The 17,221-nt window shown below is 53.2% G+C and carries 13 protein-coding genes and 1 pseudogene; 10 read left to right on the top strand and 4 right to left on the bottom strand.

Annotated features, from left to right (window positions below; translation table 11 throughout):
* Nucleotides 1-813: 813 nt before the first annotated feature.
* Complete coding sequence (locus ACZ6ZO_RS12210) at nucleotides 814-1,101, top strand: hypothetical protein (RefSeq protein WP_465292932.1); 288 nt, start codon at nucleotides 814-816, stop codon at nucleotides 1,099-1,101.
* A 14-nt stretch (nucleotides 1,102-1,115) separates the two neighbouring features.
* Here ACZ6ZO_RS12210 and ACZ6ZO_RS12215 read toward each other — a convergent pair whose 3' ends face one another.
* A complete protein-coding gene (locus ACZ6ZO_RS12215; RefSeq protein ID WP_465292934.1) occupies nucleotides 1,116-1,550 on the bottom strand; it encodes a hypothetical protein in 435 nt (144 codons plus the stop codon).
* Between the two features lie 467 nt (nucleotides 1,551-2,017).
* Here ACZ6ZO_RS12215 and ACZ6ZO_RS12220 point away from each other — a divergent pair, with 467 nt between their 5' ends.
* The 3 genes from ACZ6ZO_RS12220 to ACZ6ZO_RS12230 are packed head-to-tail and all read left to right on the top strand — an operon-like array spanning nucleotide 2,018 to nucleotide 5,525.
* Nucleotides 2,018-3,040 carry an ABC transporter substrate-binding protein gene (locus ACZ6ZO_RS12220; RefSeq protein WP_465292936.1) on the top strand — a complete coding sequence of 341 codons (1,023 nt, stop codon included), beginning with the start codon at nucleotides 2,018-2,020 and terminating at the stop codon, nucleotides 3,038-3,040.
* 14 nt (nucleotides 3,041-3,054) lie between these two features.
* Nucleotides 3,055-4,623, top strand: coding sequence for an ABC transporter permease (locus ACZ6ZO_RS12225; protein ID WP_465292949.1), 1,569 nt, complete (start codon nucleotides 3,055-3,057; stop codon nucleotides 4,621-4,623).
* Nucleotides 4,620-5,525: an ABC transporter ATP-binding protein gene (locus ACZ6ZO_RS12230; protein WP_465292938.1), complete on the top strand. Its 906-nt coding sequence runs from the start codon at nucleotides 4,620-4,622 to the stop codon at nucleotides 5,523-5,525. Before ACZ6ZO_RS12225 ends, ACZ6ZO_RS12230 begins: the two co-directional genes overlap by 4 nt.
* Here ACZ6ZO_RS12230 and ACZ6ZO_RS12235 read toward each other — a convergent pair.
* Complete coding sequence (locus tag ACZ6ZO_RS12235; RefSeq protein WP_465292940.1) at nucleotides 5,522-6,550, bottom strand: Lrp/AsnC family transcriptional regulator; 1,029 nt, start codon at nucleotides 6,548-6,550, stop codon at nucleotides 5,522-5,524. The two genes, ACZ6ZO_RS12230 and ACZ6ZO_RS12235, sit on opposite strands and share 4 nt — an antisense overlap.
* 142 nt (nucleotides 6,551-6,692) lie before the next feature.
* Between ACZ6ZO_RS12235 and ACZ6ZO_RS12240 the strand changes: the two genes are divergently transcribed.
* The 5 genes from ACZ6ZO_RS12240 (at nucleotide 6,693) to ACZ6ZO_RS12260 (ending at nucleotide 12,183) form a co-directional block, all read left to right on the top strand.
* Complete coding sequence (locus ACZ6ZO_RS12240; RefSeq protein ID WP_182385650.1) at nucleotides 6,693-8,240, top strand: AbgT family transporter; 1,548 nt, start codon at nucleotides 6,693-6,695, stop codon at nucleotides 8,238-8,240.
* A gap of 24 nt (nucleotides 8,241-8,264) precedes the next feature.
* A complete protein-coding gene (locus ACZ6ZO_RS12245; RefSeq protein WP_182385651.1) occupies nucleotides 8,265-9,413 on the top strand; it encodes a M20 family metallopeptidase in 1,149 nt (382 codons plus the stop codon).
* A gap of 369 nt (nucleotides 9,414-9,782) precedes the next feature.
* A complete protein-coding gene (locus ACZ6ZO_RS12250; RefSeq protein WP_465292943.1) occupies nucleotides 9,783-10,325 on the top strand; it encodes a GrpB family protein in 543 nt (180 codons plus the stop codon).
* A 194-nt stretch (nucleotides 10,326-10,519) separates the two neighbouring features.
* Entirely contained in the window at nucleotides 10,520-11,698 is a 1,179-nt protein-coding gene (locus ACZ6ZO_RS12255; RefSeq protein WP_208767887.1) for an ImmA/IrrE family metallo-endopeptidase, read from the top strand.
* Nucleotides 11,698-12,183: a DUF4411 family protein gene (locus tag ACZ6ZO_RS12260; protein ID WP_208767886.1), complete on the top strand. Its 486-nt coding sequence runs from the start codon at nucleotides 11,698-11,700 to the stop codon at nucleotides 12,181-12,183. Before ACZ6ZO_RS12255 ends, ACZ6ZO_RS12260 begins: the two co-directional genes overlap by 1 nt.
* Before the next feature lie 128 nt (nucleotides 12,184-12,311).
* Here the strand turns inward: ACZ6ZO_RS12260 and ACZ6ZO_RS12265 are convergent, their stop codons facing one another.
* Nucleotides 12,312-13,211, bottom strand: a complete 900-nt coding sequence (locus tag ACZ6ZO_RS12265; RefSeq protein WP_465292945.1) for a restriction endonuclease — start codon at nucleotides 13,209-13,211, stop codon at nucleotides 12,312-12,314.
* A 2-nt stretch (nucleotides 13,212-13,213) separates the two neighbouring features.
* Nucleotides 13,214-15,992 (bottom strand): annotated as a pseudogene (locus ACZ6ZO_RS12270) (DNA methyltransferase).
* Nucleotides 15,993-16,111: 119 nt separating this feature from the next.
* Here ACZ6ZO_RS12270 and ACZ6ZO_RS12275 point away from each other — a divergent pair.
* On the top strand, nucleotides 16,112-17,092 hold the full coding sequence (locus ACZ6ZO_RS12275) for an HNH endonuclease (protein WP_465292947.1): 981 nt from the start codon (nucleotides 16,112-16,114) through the stop codon (nucleotides 17,090-17,092).
* Nucleotides 17,093-17,221: the final 129 nt, after the last annotated feature.

Here is a 17,221-nt window from a genome sequence, read left to right on the forward strand (position 1 = left end):
TAAACCTCTTGCGTTGCTGACTCATAATGAACATCCTCTCCTACGGACACAACATCCGTACTAATTGGGTGTCCACTACTCGAGGGTAACCTCACGAAGAAGCGTTTCCTAGCGGAATACGGAAATATTTCGAAAGGCGGTTTGCAGCGCACACAGCCTGTTAACGGCTATGAACGAAGTGGTAGGCGTGCTGACTGACACCGCAAAAGCCAGCGTGATAATCGCTCTAGCGGTGATTATAATCCAGCTGGTCACTATTACAGCTAGAAGTGGTTTTTATCATAGTTGGTCGGCTTGGTGGAAAGAAACCATTTCCTGAAATGCCGTTTAGTGAGTTTAAATGTAACAAGTGATTGTGTGCTTATTTTTCGAATGTGTGATATTTGTACACCGCCACTTATCTTCCACTGCTTCGTGACATGACCGAAAGGACAAGCGGTCTTCTCAATTGTGGAGTGTTGTGGGTGACGGCAACAGTCGTTGTAAAGGTAATGCAGTCTGGACATCGTTGGCTACACCACTTTGTGGGACTTGAGCGAGGCGAAACTCTTGCAGAACCGCAGCGAGAGACTTGCAGAACCGCAGCGCACCCGTGTTTAACTGCTGTAATACGGCTCATGGCTGAACCGTTGATTCGTCGTAATGCAGCAGTGCGGGCGGAAGAAATATGTTCTGATACACCGGTCCTGGTTGTGTCCGGTGCTCGCCAGGTAGGCAAGAGTACCCTCGTGAGTTAACTTCTGCGAGAACATGACGCGAAGATCTTCAACCTTGATGCGGCATCAACGCGGAAGGCGGCCCAGGAAGACCCGGATGGATTCGTACGTCCTTCCGTTTGTTCGTTTCAGGACTTCCAGTGGGCGGGAGGTTGACCTTGTGATGGAAAACCGGCGTCGCGAAGTCGTAGGGATCGAAGTTAAGGCCGCAATGTCCATCGGCGCTAAAGATTTTGCGGGGTTGAAGCACTTGAAGGAAATCGCCGGCGACAAATTCCGAGCGGGAATCTTCCTTCATTCCGGCCAAGAGATTCTCCCCATGGGAGAGCGATTGTGGGCCATGCCCATTTCGACGGTGTGGACTCAGACTCTGATGGCTCCGTAAAGCTCCTTTAACCCTCATATTCTGGGGCTCGAGGTTTCTGCACCGTCAGCTGCACGCGAGCTGACTACCATTCGGATTGCAGTATATAGGCAGCATAGAGCGAAAAAGGAAGCGTAGAGGGCAAAGAAGCCAACAATGCCCAAACGAAGCAATGAAGACACTTCGTGAGTGGGCCCAAATGCAAGGAGAGCGCCGCCTCCGGCGACGGCGAACCAACCGGTGGCGCGGCGTCGATAAGCTCGTGCAACAGCGGAATCGTGGTCCATGGAGCGCGTGCTCACCCAGTACATCAACGGAGGAAACAGCCACCACCAGCGGGAATGGCCTTGCTTGGTGTTGTCACGGTCCTGACGAGATGCCTCGGAAAGTTCCAAGGAAGCCTGAAGCAGCGGGCCGACGACGATAAGCCACGACCCGGCAAAAGTCGTGAGTAGGATGAACAAGTCCATGGGTGAATTGTCCCATGAGTAGGTGAGGAATACCCGAAGTTTCCTTGCTTCTGACCTATTGGGTTTGACTGACGGGATTCGAATTTCTGGGCCATACGGTGGGGTCTGAGACCGAAGCAATTGCAGTGATCAGCTGAAACGGGGGCTTGTTTTCGGCTTCTCGGGGTGGAAGGCGGCCCGGGCAAGGTGCGGTGCAAGGCTGCGCTTATCGACGGCCCGCTGCTGGTTGGCATGTAATGTTCGTAGAGATAAATCCTCGGTCAGACTACTTATTTTAAATGGGCACTGCACAAATGATCATGGTCTTTTCGTCTAGCGGGTAGAGGAAGTGGCTTTTCGGAGGTGAACTTTGGAAAACACCCCCGTTACCCCCGAGGATAAAAGTTGCGCTGCATCGAATCAAGGTCCGTAACACAATGAAGGATCATATCGCTTAATCCTTCATCAATTGAAAGGCTCTGTTGATCATGTATCTCAAAAACATACGATTAGCCATCGCTGTATTTTCTGCTGCTGCCTTACTCGTGGGTTGTGCCGAACCTGCAGAAAAAGTCGATGGCAAGGCTGAAACTGGTGAGAAGACCAAGATCACGGTCTACACTTCGGAGCCTGAGGCGAAGGTTGATGAGATCAACAAGGCTTTCCAGGAGAAGAATCCAAACATCGAAGTTGAGGTCTTCCGCGCTGGTACCGGTGACCTGAACGCGCGCATCGAATCCGAGAAGAAGACTGGCAAGATCGGCGCCGACATCCTGTGGGCAGCCGACGCTCCAACCTTTGAGACATACGCAAAGGCAGGTGACCTGGCAAAGCTGGACAACTTGGACACCAAGGCAGTGATTGATGACGCGAAGGATCCAAACAACTTTTACGTCGGCACCCGCATCATTCCAACCGTTATTGCCTACAACACGAAGGAAATCACCGAAGCCCCAGGTTCCTGGAAGGATTTGACCGATCCTAAGTTCCTGGACAAGTTGGTTCTTCCTGATCCTACCGTATCTGGTGCTGCAGCGTTCAATGCATCTGCTTGGAAGAATGATCCAGCTCTCGGCGAAGAGTTCATCAAGGGCCTTGGCGCGAACAAGCCAATGATCGCAAAGTCCAACGGGCCAGCATCCCAGGAGATTGCTTCCGGTTCCCGCCCGGTCGGCATCGTGGTTGACTACCTGGTCCGTGACCTTGCGGTGAAGGGCTCCCCAGCGGCCGTTGCCTACCCGAAGGAAGGAGCACCATTCATCACCGAGCCCGCCGGCATCTTCAAGGCTTCTGACAAGCAGGAAGCAGCTACCAAGTACCTGGAGTTCCTTATCTCCAAGGAAGGCCAGGAACTGGCAGTAAAGCAGAACTACCTCCCGATCCGTGAGGATGCAGGCGCTCCAAAGGATGCGCCTAAACTGAAGGACATCGCACTGATGGACCAGAACCTGGAGAAGATCACCGCCGATAAGAAGGCCGCCGTCGCTGCCTTCCAGGAAGCAATGAAGTGACACAAATTCGATTGATGAAGATGGGCGTTTGGCTCATCCTCATTGGCCTTTTTCTCACTCCTCTTGGCTTGGTTGTCTCGCTCGCATTCGGAGGCAATCAATGGCCCATTCTCCTCGAGCAAGGGCTCGGCACAGCCACCTGGAACTCGGCCTACTCCACCGTCCTCGCCAGTGTTGGAGCACTTTTTGTGGGGACGGCAGGCGCTCTCATTCTGGAACGCACCGATGTGCGTGGGGCGCAGCTGTTGAGGCTTTTCCTGCTTTCTCCGCTGCTGGTGCCACCGTTCATTGGCGCGATTGCGTGGATGCAGCTGTTTGGGCCGAAACAGGGAGTCAACAGTTGGTTTGGTCGGGAAGTATGGAATGTCTATGGCGCTGATGGCGTCATTGTGCTGATGATCCTCCACTCCTATCCAGTGGTGTATTTGGTGATCGCAGCAGCGCTCAAGCAAATCCCCGGAGACATGGAACACGCCGCCCGGATCAGTGGCGCCGGGACGTTCACCGCACTGCGCACCGTCACCATCCCGTTGCTGCGCTCTGCGCTGCTCAGTGCGTTTACCCTTACTGCAGTAGCCAATCTCGCAGACTTCGGCATCCCAGCTATTCTCGGCTCTCCCGAGCGCTTTGAAACACTGGCCACCATGATCTACTGCTTCATGGATTCCGGGACTGTAGCTAATCCACTCCAGGTAGTGTCGACAGTCGGCGTCGTGCTGTTGTTGCTGGGAATAGGTGCCGTTATCTGCGACTACCTGGTGTCCCTCTGGGCGTCGGCAAGTATGCCCGATACGGGCGCGACGCAGCGGTATCCACTTGGTATTCTGCGTCTGCCGGTCACTGTTGTCGCTTGGGTCCTCGGGCTCGCAGTGACGTTGGCTCCACTGCTCGGACTTACCTACCGCTCGCTGCTGCCAGCTCCGGGCGTACCGTTCACCACGGAGACCGTCAGCTTCGATAATTTCCGCTTGGCGCTGGGCAACCCACGCGTCGTCGAGGGCTTTGGCAATTCCGCGCTGCTTGCTGTTTCGGCCGCTCTGTTGTGTGGCGTACTCGGTTGGGTGGCGGGAATCATCGTCACCAGGACAAGGCACTGGAGCAACGTGCCAATGTCACTGGTGATCCTGCTGCCAACCGCGCTACCAGGGCTGATCATTGGTGTGGGATGGCTGATTCTTGGCCGCTACACCGGCACCTACAACACTCGATGGGTGATCCTGGGCGCATATGTGTGCGCGTTCACTGCGCTGGTACTGCAAGCTGTGCGAGCCCCATTGCAGCAGACCCCGCTCGCAGTGGAAGAAGCCGCACGCGTTTCCGGGGCCTCGCGCCTGCGTGCTCTGCTCACCACCGGTTTGATCTCGCTGCCGGCAGCCATTTCGGGTGCGGTGCTGGTGCTGGTCACCGCCGTTCGTGAGCTCACCATCTCCATCCTCTTGGTCGCACCGGGCACCACTACTCTCGGCGTGCAAGTTTTCAATCTGCAACTGGCCGGTGACTACAACCAGGCCAGCGCCCTGTCACTCCTCTTCGTCCTCGTTGGCGTTGCAGCACTCGGCTTCACAGTAAAGGACCGCGCATGATTCAGCTCAGCGGCCTGGGTGTTACCTTCCCAGACGGCACAACCGGACTCAGCGACATCAACCTCAGCGTCGAACCCGGCGAATTCGTTGCCCTCGTCGGTCCCTCAGGATCAGGCAAGACGACGTTGCTACGCACCATCGCCGGATTCATCGAACCAACCGAGGGCACGCTGCTTATCGACGGCGATCCGATGAGAGGAGTCCCGCCGGAAAAACGCCACCTGGGCATGGTTTTTCAACAACACGCAGTTTGGCCGCACATGAACGTGTTTGAGAATGTGGCTTACCCGCTGCGACGTGGTGGTGTGTTCTCGGCGGAACGGGTGCACGAAGCCCTGGACATGGTAGGTCTTGGAGGCTTTGCCAAGCGCAAACCTGCGTCTCTGTCAGGTGGACAGCGTCAACGCGTCGCCTTGGCCCGCGCCTTCGTGGCAGATCCGCGAGTATTACTGCTGGATGAGGCGCTTTCTTCGCTCGATGAGCCGCTGCGTGACTCCCTTCGACGTGACCTCGTTACTCTCGTACGATCGAAAGGGCTCACCACCATTCATGTGACTCACGATCGTGCTGAAGCCCTAGCCCTCGCGGATAGGGTAGTGGTTTTGTCTGGCGGAAAAATCTTGCAAGTAGCTCCGCCCGCTGAGCTGCTGTCTGCACCAATTTCTGCTGAGGTAGCGTCTTTCATTGCCGACGCAACCGTGCTGCCCTCCGGGGAATGGGTGCTGCCTTCCGATGTAACTGTTGTTCCGGAAAAAACCGGCAAACTCGACGGTACAGTTCAATCAGTGCTGTTTGAACGCGGTGGATACTCCGTCACCGTTCTTGCCGGTGAACTGACCTTCCGCGCTTTCACTGAAGAAAAGCTCGAGGTTGGACAAAACGTGGGAGTCGACTTTCCCTAGCTGGCGGGCCACAGTGCAGGCGGGGTGAATTCTCCTAGGTTTCCGTCCTCGTCGATGCTCGTCCAGTAGCGCTTCCAATCGCGCGCGATGATGTTGGTCTGGGTGGCCTTGAGCCCAGAGATCGCGGCGAAATCGTGGTTGAGGATCGTCGTGAGTTCGTGGCGATTTCTGCACACGCCGGTGGCGAAGACATCCGAGTCGCCGGCGATTTGCGTCACGAATCGGTTGGCGGGATGCGGGGAAAACTCACGCAGAACGGACTCTGTGTGCTGCGGGTCGGACTGAACCCGCACCAGGAACTTGCAGCCCATGCCGATAGCTGCGAGGTTGCATTCGGCGCGGGGACGGAACCAGCCGTCGTCGATAAGGCGGTTAATCAGGCGCTGCGCAGTGGGGATCGATGCGCCGATCACTCCACTAAGTTCCGTTGCAGTCAGTCGGCCATCTTGTTGTAGTGCGCTGAGCGCCATGACTTCCGCCTTGGTGCGTGGAAGCTCAGAGGTAGCTGTTATCTGAGGCAAGTGGGGTGGCCCATTCAGAGGCAGAATTGCTTGGGCTCTCTCCAGGTGTTCACCTTCCAGCAACATTGGATTCCAACCTGAAGCCTTTACAGCCCATTGCAGCACGGGAAGCGTGTAGACGGCGGAGACTCCGTCAATGCAATGAATCTGATCGATGACTCGGACGGTATCGATGTCGTTTTGGCCGTGCAGCGTGGCAAACACTGGTTCTCGACCATAAAGTGAGGCCACATGCTGGGCTTCGGGCAGCTGGGCGACTTCGCGGGCCACGGCGGAATATTCTCGCCCTGAAACGCTTATCCAAGCGTGAACCGGGTAGGTCTGGGAAAACAGATGCCAAGACACTTCACCGACTACACGAATTGTTCGCGATTCCACGAGGCGACGAAGTCGGCGGGAAGCTGTCGATGCTGAAACGCCCGCGACGTGCCCTAAGGCATCGAAGGTGGCGCGGGGATCAAAGAAAAGCGCTCCGACCAGGACAACATCTGTTTCATCAAGCATGTTTTCATCATTGCACAAAATTCTGGGTTTCAATTCCGGCATATGGACATGAATTCGTGAACAAAGTCGGCAAAGTGTGCTTTACTGTGAGCTAAGTCGCCAACAAGGGTCGAATAAATCTACTTCACTCAAGGGGGTTGAAATGTCAGCACCTGTCCAAGCTTCGACACAAGAGGTTTCGGGAGGAAAGCTCATTCAGCTTGCTTTCCGCTCAATTAATGCCATCGAAAAGTGGGGCAACAAGCTGCCACATCCGTTTTGGCTGTTCTGCATTCTTTCCGTGCTGCTCATCGTTCTCAGCGCAGTTCTCAAAGCAATGGGCGTTACCGCGGTGAACCCAGCTGACGGCAAGACAATCGCTATCAAATCGCTACTGTCCCAGGCTGGTGCAGAAGTCATCATTGGCGACGTAGTGAAGAATTTTGCGGACTTCCCGCCGCTTGCCACTATTTTGACCACGATGCTCGGCATTGTGATCGCCGAAAGGAGCGGGCTTTTCGACGCTGTCCTACGCCTGACCGTGCTGCGAATTCCAGCGCGCTTCACCACGTTTGCGCTCGCATACGCAGGCATGATCGGTCACGTTGCTGGCGACGCCGCTTACGTAACGTTGATTCCTCTTGGTGGAATCGTCTTCAAATCCTTGGGGCGTAGCCCAGTGCTCGGATGCATTGTAGCGTTCGTGTCTGTATCCGCGGGCTATGATGCATCGCCGTCGATTACTCCGACCGACATTTTGCTCTCCACCATTTCGACCGCTGCAATCCACACCATGGATCCTGCTGGATTCATGAACCCAACGTCTAACTACTTCTTCTCCTTGGCATCCTCCGTACTGGTCGCTTTGACTATCACCATCGTTGTGGAAAAGGTGCTGGTCAAGCGTCCAGATTTGGAGGAAGACGAAGACGTGACTGGCGAAGCTACCACCATTTCGTCATTGGATCTCAGCAGCAATGAACGCGCCGGAATACGCATGGCCACCCTCGTCGGAATGCTGTTTTTCGTTGCGCTCGTTATCGCTATGACAATTCCGGATTCGCCGTTCCGTGGTCCCCAGAATGAGCTGCTGAAGTCCCCAGTGATGGAAGGAATGGCAGGTGTTATTGGCCTGTTTTTCGCCTTTGTGGGCTTTGCCTACGGGAAGGCTGCAAAGACTTACTCGAAGCTTGGCGACGTCATCCCAGCCATGACTGAAGGATTTAAGTCTATGGCTCCGATTCTGGTGTTGTTCTTCGCCATCGCGCAGTTCCTCGCTTACTTCAAGTGGACGGGTATCGGTCAGGTTCTTGCGATCTACGGTGCCGATATCTTCAAGCAGATCAATGCACCTGGTTGGGCGATTCTGTTGGGAATGGCCCTCGTCATTTCGGTAATGAACCTGATCCTGACCAGTGGTTCCGCCATGTGGGCGCTCGCCGCGCCGGTTTTCATTCCAATGCTCATGCTGCTCGGAATTGAGCCGGAAGCCACTCAGGCTATGTACCGCGTCGCGGATTCGGTTACCAACTGTGTTACTCCGATGAGCCCATACTTTGTGATGGCACTCGGCTTCATCCAGTCCTACAAGAAGAGCGCAGGTATCGGCACCCTAGCTTCCTTCACGCTGCCTCTGGCAGGCGTCATCTGGGTAGTGTGGGTCGCGTTCTTCATGATCTGGTATCTCACCGGCATCCCGTTTGGATTCTAAAAAGAAAGAGGAAAGAGAAAACCAATGAAGTTGCTTACCGGAGTAGAAAAGCACCTGGATGAAATCATCTCGGATATTACTTGTTTGGTGGAAACCGAAACTTACAGCACCGACCTCAAAGGCCTAGACGATGGTGCTGACAAGATCAAAAAGATCCTTACTGCTCGCCTTGGTGCCAATATCAAAATTGAGACCATTCCAGCAGAAGGATTCGGTGACCATTTAGTGGTAACGGTGCCGGGCACGTCTGGCAAAAAGGCGTTATTTGTTGGGCATTACGATACGGTATGGCCACAGGGAACACTCGTACAGTGGCAGCAACGAGAAAAAACTGATGCGACTGGTCGACGCCAACTGTCAGGCCCCGGGATTTTTGACATGAAGACCGGGCTAGTTCAAGCCATCTGGGTTACCAAGGTACTGCAGGAATGGGATTTGCCACGCCCAACAATTACGTTGCTCATCAATGGTGACGAAGAGATCGGATCGCCTTCGTCGCGTGCGCTGATTGAAGATCACTCTAAGGGGAGTGACATGGCGTTTGTTTTCGAAGCCTCCCATGAGGGAAAGGTTAAAACGTCACGTAAGGGGGTTGGCCTTATCACCGTGGAAGCCATTGGAGTGGAGTCACACGCTGGACTCAACCCTGGGGACGGCGCTAGCGCTATCACCGCCTTGATGGAGTGGTGTTTGGAGGCAGTGAAACTGGCAAATCCTGTGGAGGGGACCACAGTGAACGTAGGGTTAATATCAGGTGGTACCGGCAGTAATGTCGTCGCAGGTAAAGCTACAGCGAAGTTGGATATTCGTCTCCGGACTTTTGCAGAACAGGAGCGACTCGATGTTGCCCTTGACCAAATTGAGTGGACTGATGATCGTGTTAAGATCAACGTCACTAAGGGATGGAACCGGCCTCCAATGGAGTTCACGCCCGCGAGCCAGGACCTGTACCGAGAATTAGAGACTACCGCCTTGGAAATGGGGAAAAGCATCGAGCACACAGCCGTCGGTGGAGCCAGCGATGCCAACTTTATTGCCCCATTGGGGATCCCTGTCATATGTGGCATTGGGGCTGATGGCGCGGGCGCGCACGCACGTCACGAATTCATTTATCCTGACTCGATTCCTTTTTTCATCGCACTGGTGGCGGGAACAGTGTCACGGCTAGCCTGAAGATGAAAAATCCCAAGGGTTTTTCAACGGTTGTTCATTGGATATAAACACATGCTCTGTTTAAACTGTCAGTGAAAGCATTCTTCGATTTCCAGCAGTTCTAGATTAAATTGGGGAGCTACAGCTTTGCCCACGCGGTAATAGAAACAATGTAGTTTTCGCGTGATTCAGGAAACTCGACTTATCTGGTACGACCTAGCATGTCGATGTGCTCGGACGCGCGAGATCGTGCGCGTCCTGCTTAGCCACCGTCGTCCTGGCCCACGGTGGCCCTTGCGCCGCGACTGGAACGTCCATAACTCTCCCATCGGTTTTCGGCTGTTTCGGTTACCGGCCCGTTTTTTCGCGGGCGGTGATAAAATCACCGCTATGTCTGTTCACGTCGTGCCGTACTCGGACGAGTGGCCAACACACTTCGCGGAGGTGGCGAGCGAGCTGCACCGCGCGCTCGAAACCGTCCCCGTCGTGGCGATCGAACACGTCGGTTCCACCGCAGTGCCAGGTCTTGCAGCTAAGCCCGTTCTCGACATCGACATCATCGTGGAACGCCAGCATGTTGATGCTGCGATTTCTGCACTTGCTACTGCTGGATACGTTCACCGCGGCGATCTCGGCTTGACAGACAGAGAAGCATTCACCGCACCAGACAATGATCCAGCCCGGCACGTCTACCTTTGCGTAGAAGACACCTTGCACCTGCGAAACCATTTGGCCTTCCGTGACGTCCTCCGGCAGCGGTCCGACCTGCGCGAGAAATACAGCGCGGTGAAAATGCACTTGGCTCGAGATCCCGAAATGGACATCGATACCTACATCGCGGGGAAGGCCGGCGTGCTGCAAGAGATACTCGCATACTCCGACCTCACCGATGAAGAGAAGGCACTGATCTACAAACTGAACACGCAAAGCTGAGGCTGGGGCTGGCTTGGGGCTTGACGACGCTGTGTTCATGAAGTACTTGTAGCGATTAATGATCGCTTCGTCACAACGCCCAACTCCCTTGTAGTCTGCAGGGCGGATGTGACGAGCAGGGTGCTGGGAGCTGGGAAGCACGCAAGTGTCCGACTTACCAAGTATGCTCAGAACTCAGGCCTCGGATAGGAGGAATGATGATTGTTCGAGTTCCTGCGAACCCTGAGGTAATCCGATGGGCTGTGGAGCGTTCCGTTTTCGCTGATTCGCTGCTGGAAAACGACCCGAAGGTCCGAAGTTGGGTGGAGGGACAGCAGTCTCCTACATGGAAGCAGTTGCGAGACTTTGCCGAAAAAGTAGGGACCCCAGTGGGCTTTTTGCTGCTGGACTCGATCCCTAGGCGAACTCTCCCTGTCGCTGACTTCCGAGAAGGATTTCTCACGGATTCTCATGAAAATTCTGCGGAGCTACATGCCGTGTTGAATGTTTGTCAGCGCCGTCAAGATTGGTTCGTGGAATTGGTAAAACAAGAGGGCAGGGAGCCTTTGAGCATTGTCGGAAGTGCTAATGGGTGGTCTGTCTCTAAGGCGGCCAAAGCCATTCGGCAGGCTATGGAGTTTGAGGTCGCTTCTCGGCGCGGCTCCGTTGCTGATCAGCGAAGAAAGTTGATTTCCCGGTTTGAGGAGCTGGGTGGGCTGACGGTGGTTAACTCGATGGTCAATGATAATTGTCATCGGCCTTTGGACCCTGATGAATTCCGCGGATTTAGTTTGGTGAATGAGTTTGCTCCGCTGATTTTTGTCAATTCTGCGCAAACTCTAAATGGGCAATTGTTTACCTTCGCGCATGAGTTAGCGCATGTTTGGCATGGAGCTGGAGGCATCGACAATGCCACTGTCGCTTCGCAGTCGAAAGATCCTATCGAACGTTGGTGTAATGAGGTAGCCGGCGAATTCCTCGTGCCAAGAGATGACTTGTTGCAAAGACTGAAGGGGAAAAAAGTTCCTTCGCCAGGGAAGGATGAGTTTACCGAATTCCTAGAAGTACTCGCACGGGTCTATAAATGTGGAACCTTGGTTGTTTTACATGCCCTGAAACGAACGGATTACATCGGACAAACTGCATTTTCTGCTATCTATGAAGCGGAACGAAAGAGGTTGATGGAGTTCGCCCAAACTCATAAGTCCGTTTCGGGTGGCGGAAACATTAACTTTAGTCGCCGTTACCGGATCGGTGAGGCATTTTCTCATGCAGTAGTGAAAGAGCTAGCTGCAGGTAGAATCCAACCAACGCAGGTACTGAGCTTGACAGGAATCCGCAGTATGAAGTCGTTTGACTCGTACGCGGAATTCTTGGCGGAGCAAGGATTCTAATGTACCTTCTCGACTCGAATATTTTGATGGAAGCTGCTCGAACCTACTACAGGTTTGATTACGCACCGACCTATTGGACTTGGCTGAAGGAACAAGCTGTGTCGGGTACTTTAGCTTCAGTCGAATCCGTTTTTCACGAGCTGCAACGGGGAAATGACAAGCTTTCAGAGTGGGTAAAGGATGAGCTTCCGAGTTCATTTTGGCTTGGTCCAAACCTTGATGATCTCCAAAATGCGAGAAAACTTGTCGCTTGGTCGCTAGAACCAGAAAACGAGTTTCGCCAGGCTGCAATTGACGAGTTCGCGGATTCGGCGGATATGATGCTCATCGCACAAGCCAAGTCAATTAGGGCCACGGTGGTCTCACGTGAAGTTTCTAATCCCGAGTCGAAGAAAAGAATCCTGCTTCCCGACGCCGCAGCTTTCCTAGGGGTGACGTGTCTTCAGCCTTGGGATGTTTACGGGGCTCTTGGGTTGAGACTATAACTCCGTCGTTTTCAACAGTTCCTTCCTGGGGTTTGAAGTCAGTTATTGAATACACGGGCTATTCACTGGTCCAATCAACGATTGGGGGCTTGAGGCATAGGTTAGGTGGTGCAGTGGTGTTTCACTGCTTAATCAAACTGATCAAACCAAGTTTCGTTTACGACTGGCTCCATTCGCACACCTGCGGTCCCGCTCTCTTTGATAAGCTCGCAAAGTCGATCACCACCAATCAGCTCGATGTTTGGCGTAGCCTGACGCGCTGCCTTCTTAGCAGGCTGTGTGAACCGACTTAATGTCACGAAGATGGCTCGCTCTGCTCCCTTGATTCGTGCGTCATTTTGGAAAAGTGCGATTGCTTCACGACCTACTGTGTTGTTATTCGGGTCGTATCTTTTGATTTGAACTGCTACGCGAGAAGAGAGAACTGGACTCAGCGGTGCGGTACCAATCGCGTCAATTCCTTCGTCACCTGGGCCAGCAACGTGTTGGAGTTCGAGCCCGTATTGCTTCAAGAGGAAAATGATGTATTTTTCAAATGCGGTAGGAGCCATTCGGTGAAGGCGACCAAGCAGTTGTTCTTTCCAGCCGTTGGATTCTTCACTTTCATCCTCTTGGTCGAGGATCGCAGTCTCAGATGGTCCGGGTGAGTTGGTAGTTTGAGCTTTTTCGAGTCGCTTCTTGCGATTGTATTCCCGATCAAAGTCATTGACCCATTCATCAATTTCAGCATCTGATCGACCGGCAAGCTCATGTCCTTTTTGCGTAATTATGTATGTTGCTCGCGCAGGTCGTTCCAAACAACCACTTAAGTAGGCCGAAGATGTTGCCCAACCGATTCTTTCAACTAACACAGAAGCATTAGGGCGATTGGGGTACGTGACTTTCATTAGCTCTTCTGAGTTGGGTAAGTCCTCTAAGACTTGATCCAGAATCTCAGCTTTACTCGCCGATTCACCAAGCGTGTCGACCGCTCGAATCACAAATTTGACCAGCTGATTCCACTTTGGCAGGTCAGAAATTTCCAGCATCGTTACCCGCCAACTTTCTCGTCATACAACGCAAACAAATGTGCCACGATCTTTTGCTCGTCGCCATCAAAATCCACGCCGTACGCCCGCTCGACCGCCTTATCGAGCTCCCGGTGCGCCTTCATCAACTCCGGATACAAGAAATCATTGTCTGGGTCGTACATGTCTGCCAACGTTGACTCTGTGTACAGCTTTCGTGCATCAAGAACTCCCTGAGCGCACTTCTCGACTTCTCGATTGACTTTTTCATCCCCCTCCGGGAAAACGAAGTTGTTGTACACAATGGTGTTGCCATAGCGGTAGTCACTCTTTAGACGACCTGCGACAGTGCGCATCCAGGCATTATGGAAAGTTGAATTTAGGATTCCAAAGACGAAAAGAGAATCGGTAGGAAGAAACATCATCGCGTCACCTGGAATCATTCCGTCCGTGATGAAAGCCAGTGGAATAAAGTTTCTGCGCTGCGAGGAATGCCGAGGTACTGCGATGTACCGATCAATTGCATGATTTCGTAATTCACCGAATAGCCAAGGAGTGTTTGCTGATTCTCTGGTCTGGGCTTTCGCCGAGTTGAGTCGCATTTCACGGACCTTCATTACGCGCTCCCACACTTTCGGCAGCTTTTTGAGATCGGCTGGAGATTGATCGATCATCCACAAACAATAGCGTTCGGTGCCCTTAATGAACTCCTCCGCTCCCGAAAATTTTCCGAATAAAGTTGACAGCCGCTGGCTCGCTTTCCACTAGATCCTGGAAATCTTTCGGAGATAGAAGCAGATTGCCGCCGTCTGCTGGTTTGAATCCATAGATCATTGAAGGGACTGCGGAAACTGGTTTTAGACGGCGCGCAAGGAATACATCCGGCGCATCCGCAAGGTATCCGTTCAAATGTTTCGGCTCCGAATACTCAACCCCCGTTTTCGAATACGTCCACGCCTGCTTCACAGGTCTATCAACGTAGGAGAATCCCACAATGATGCAGAAAACATGTGCCTGATCAGTGGCTTCGTTACTCCACACGAATGTGCGGTGGGCAAAGTTGATTTTGATCCCGGCGTCGAAAAGCGGCTTCCACAGCGGCGTGACCTGCTGACCCTGGCAGATCGAGTTCGTGGAAACGAGAGCAGCTTCGCACAGGGTGCCCGTCATGAAGTCCGCGGCTTTCTTGTGCCAGCAAGCGACATAATCCAGGAGACCGCCGTCCTTGCCGAAGATGGCCTTCCGGTCTTCCTTCTGTTCATCAGTAAGACGGGAGTAGCCCAAAAATGGCGGGTTGCCAATGATGTAATCGCACTTCTCGGGCGCGATCACGTCAGCCCAGTCAACCCGCAGTGCGTTGCCGTGGTGGATGTGGGCGGCGTCGTGAAGCGGGAGGCTTTCGATGTTCGTGGTGACGATCGTTTCGGCCTCGATGTTGGCCTGGAGCTGCGCGATCCACAGGGCGGTGGAGGCGACGGCTACGGCGAAGTCGTTGATTTCGATCCCGTGGAATTGGTTCAGGCTGATCTTGAGTGTGACGTCGCTAAAACCCAGTTGGGTTTGGTCGCCGGCGAGCTCGGAAAGGATTTTGTTCTCGAGTTTGCGCAGGTGGATGTAGGTTTCCGTGAGGAAGTTGCCGGAGCCACAGGCCGGGTCGAAGAACGTTAGGCCCGCGATCTTGTCGTGGAACGCTTCGAGTTGCTTCTTGCGCTTATTCGCGGAGATGCCCTGGGCGTCGACAATGCCGGCTAGCTCGGCTTTGAGAGCGTCGAGGAATAGCGGGTCAATCACCTTGTGGATGTTTTCCGGCGAGGTGTAGTGCATACCGCCCTTCGCGCGGGTTTCCGGGTTCAGCGTGGACTCGAAAACGCCACCGAAAATGGTCGGGGAGATCTGCGACCAGTCGGTCTTCTGGGACACCTCGTTAAGGAGCAAGTCCAGGATTTCGTCCGTGAAGTGCGGGATCTGCTCCTCATGGGCAAACAAGCCACCGTTGACGTAAGGGAAAGCTTTCAGCTGATCAGATAGGTACGGATCACGCTGGTCTACCGGGGTATTGAGGACCTGGAACAGATCCAGCAGCGCGCCACGTACCTGATCCGCCCGCAACCCATCCAGGTAGCGATAGAACGCATCCTTATTAAACAGGCCTGCGTCCTCTGCGAACAAACAGAACACCAGCCGGACACACAGCACGTTGAGCGAATGCTGGGACGCATCTGTGTCGGGGTCTAGGTATTGGGCGCGAAGGGCGTCGTAAAGCTTGCCGACGAGCTGTCCCGCATCCATCGAGACCTTCTCTTCGCGGACCGCGCGGGCCTTCTGCGGGTCAACGAGGAAATCGAGAAGGTGGACCTGCGTAGGGAGCTCATCGAGGGTGAAACTGAGATAATTCGCCTCCGCGTTCTCCTTGTCCAGGTCATAGATGCGGAACTCCTGGAAATTGCAGGTGATGATGTAACGCGGGCGCTGGCTGAACTGCATCGTGTTCGCATAGTTCAGCGCCTGGCGGAATGGGGTAACAACTTGGCCTTGGCGGATATCGGGTTTGGTTAACTCGACGTTGATTGACTTCTGCTCAATGAACGTCTTCGCATCCGGAATCCACACATCGATGTACCCGCGCTGGCTCGTCTTCGCCTCAAAAATGACGTTGGTGGTCGTGTCCTTCATCCCCACGACCTTCTCAAGGAGCTCCAGCCAAAACTGCTGCGTATCCGACTTCTCGTTGCCCCTATCTGCCCAGGTAGTGGCAAAATTCTTGGCGGCAATCAGCTTTTCGGCAGGGGAGAGGGAAGTCATGGATTTTATCTTATCGTGACTTTTCAAGTACCGTGTGTTTGCGGTACTTCCTAATCGTGATTGGTTCAAGAATGGGGTTTCGAGCATCTTGATTTCACGGCTGCTTGCAGGATCCAATTTTGAAATCCGATCTAGCAACTCACGAAGCGAGAAACCTGGTGAACTACCTAATCTGGATACTTATTGCTGCTTTAGTAGGGGCGACAGTAAATTACGTTCTTCTAGTCCGGGAAAAGAATAAATATTTCGCTAGTGAAGAATTTTTGGAAAAGAAGCGCAGTGTCGAGCAGCTGGCTTTCGACTTTTCTGAAATAGCAGAACATTTAAAGGAAATCGCCGACTCCTCTGATTTTGAATTGGGGCAATCAAATACCGGTCGATACTCCCATGCAGCAAGTTTTGAGAATGTCAGTAGCTGGAATCAGCGTCGCGATCGACATGTTTCGCATCATGTGGCCAAAAATGTTCACCGTTGCTCACTTCAAGTTGTTCGCAACGCATCGATTGAGCCATATCAATATTTGTCGAAATATTTTGGTATTCCGGCAAATGAGGAAAGTTTGTCCCGAATTGAAGGGATATATGAAAGGCTTTCTCGAATGAGTGACGCCTTGGATAACTTGGAGAATCGCGCGAATCAGGTTCGAAATTCTGTCAACCCACTAGAGTTTATCGAAAAGTTGTTTCGGAAGGAGTTTGATCGAAAACTTGGAGTTGAGATTCCGAAAATTGAATTCCCAACTTGGACTTATATTTTTGAACATGTGAGTCCTGGTGGTAACAAAGCGCATCGCACTTCAATAAATATTGATGTTTATACTTTGGAAGAATTTATCGAATATTTGGCAGAGAGGGTTAGTTATAAGAAATCTGCGGTTGCCCAGCGCGCGCTTATGACCTCGAAGCTTCGGGAATTTGTGAAGCAAAGAGATGGATACGCCTGTAATCACTGTGGACTGTCGATTGAGGATGAACCTAATTTGCTGCTTGAAATTGACCATATTATCCCAATTTCAAGAGGTGGATTGACAGTGCTCGAGAATCTTCAGGCGCTGTGTTGGAAGTGTAACCGATCGAAATCAAACAAAACGAATTTCTAGGTTTAGGGGCTCTTCCGGTTTCGGAGTGCGTAGTTGACCATGGGGTGGGGTTCGGGGTGGCACAACATATAGGGGTCCTGGCCGGTACAAGATGAGAGTTGCGAAGTTTCCATCCAACCGAACCAGGAC

The organism is Corynebacterium sp. NPDC104732, from assembly GCF_055583565.1.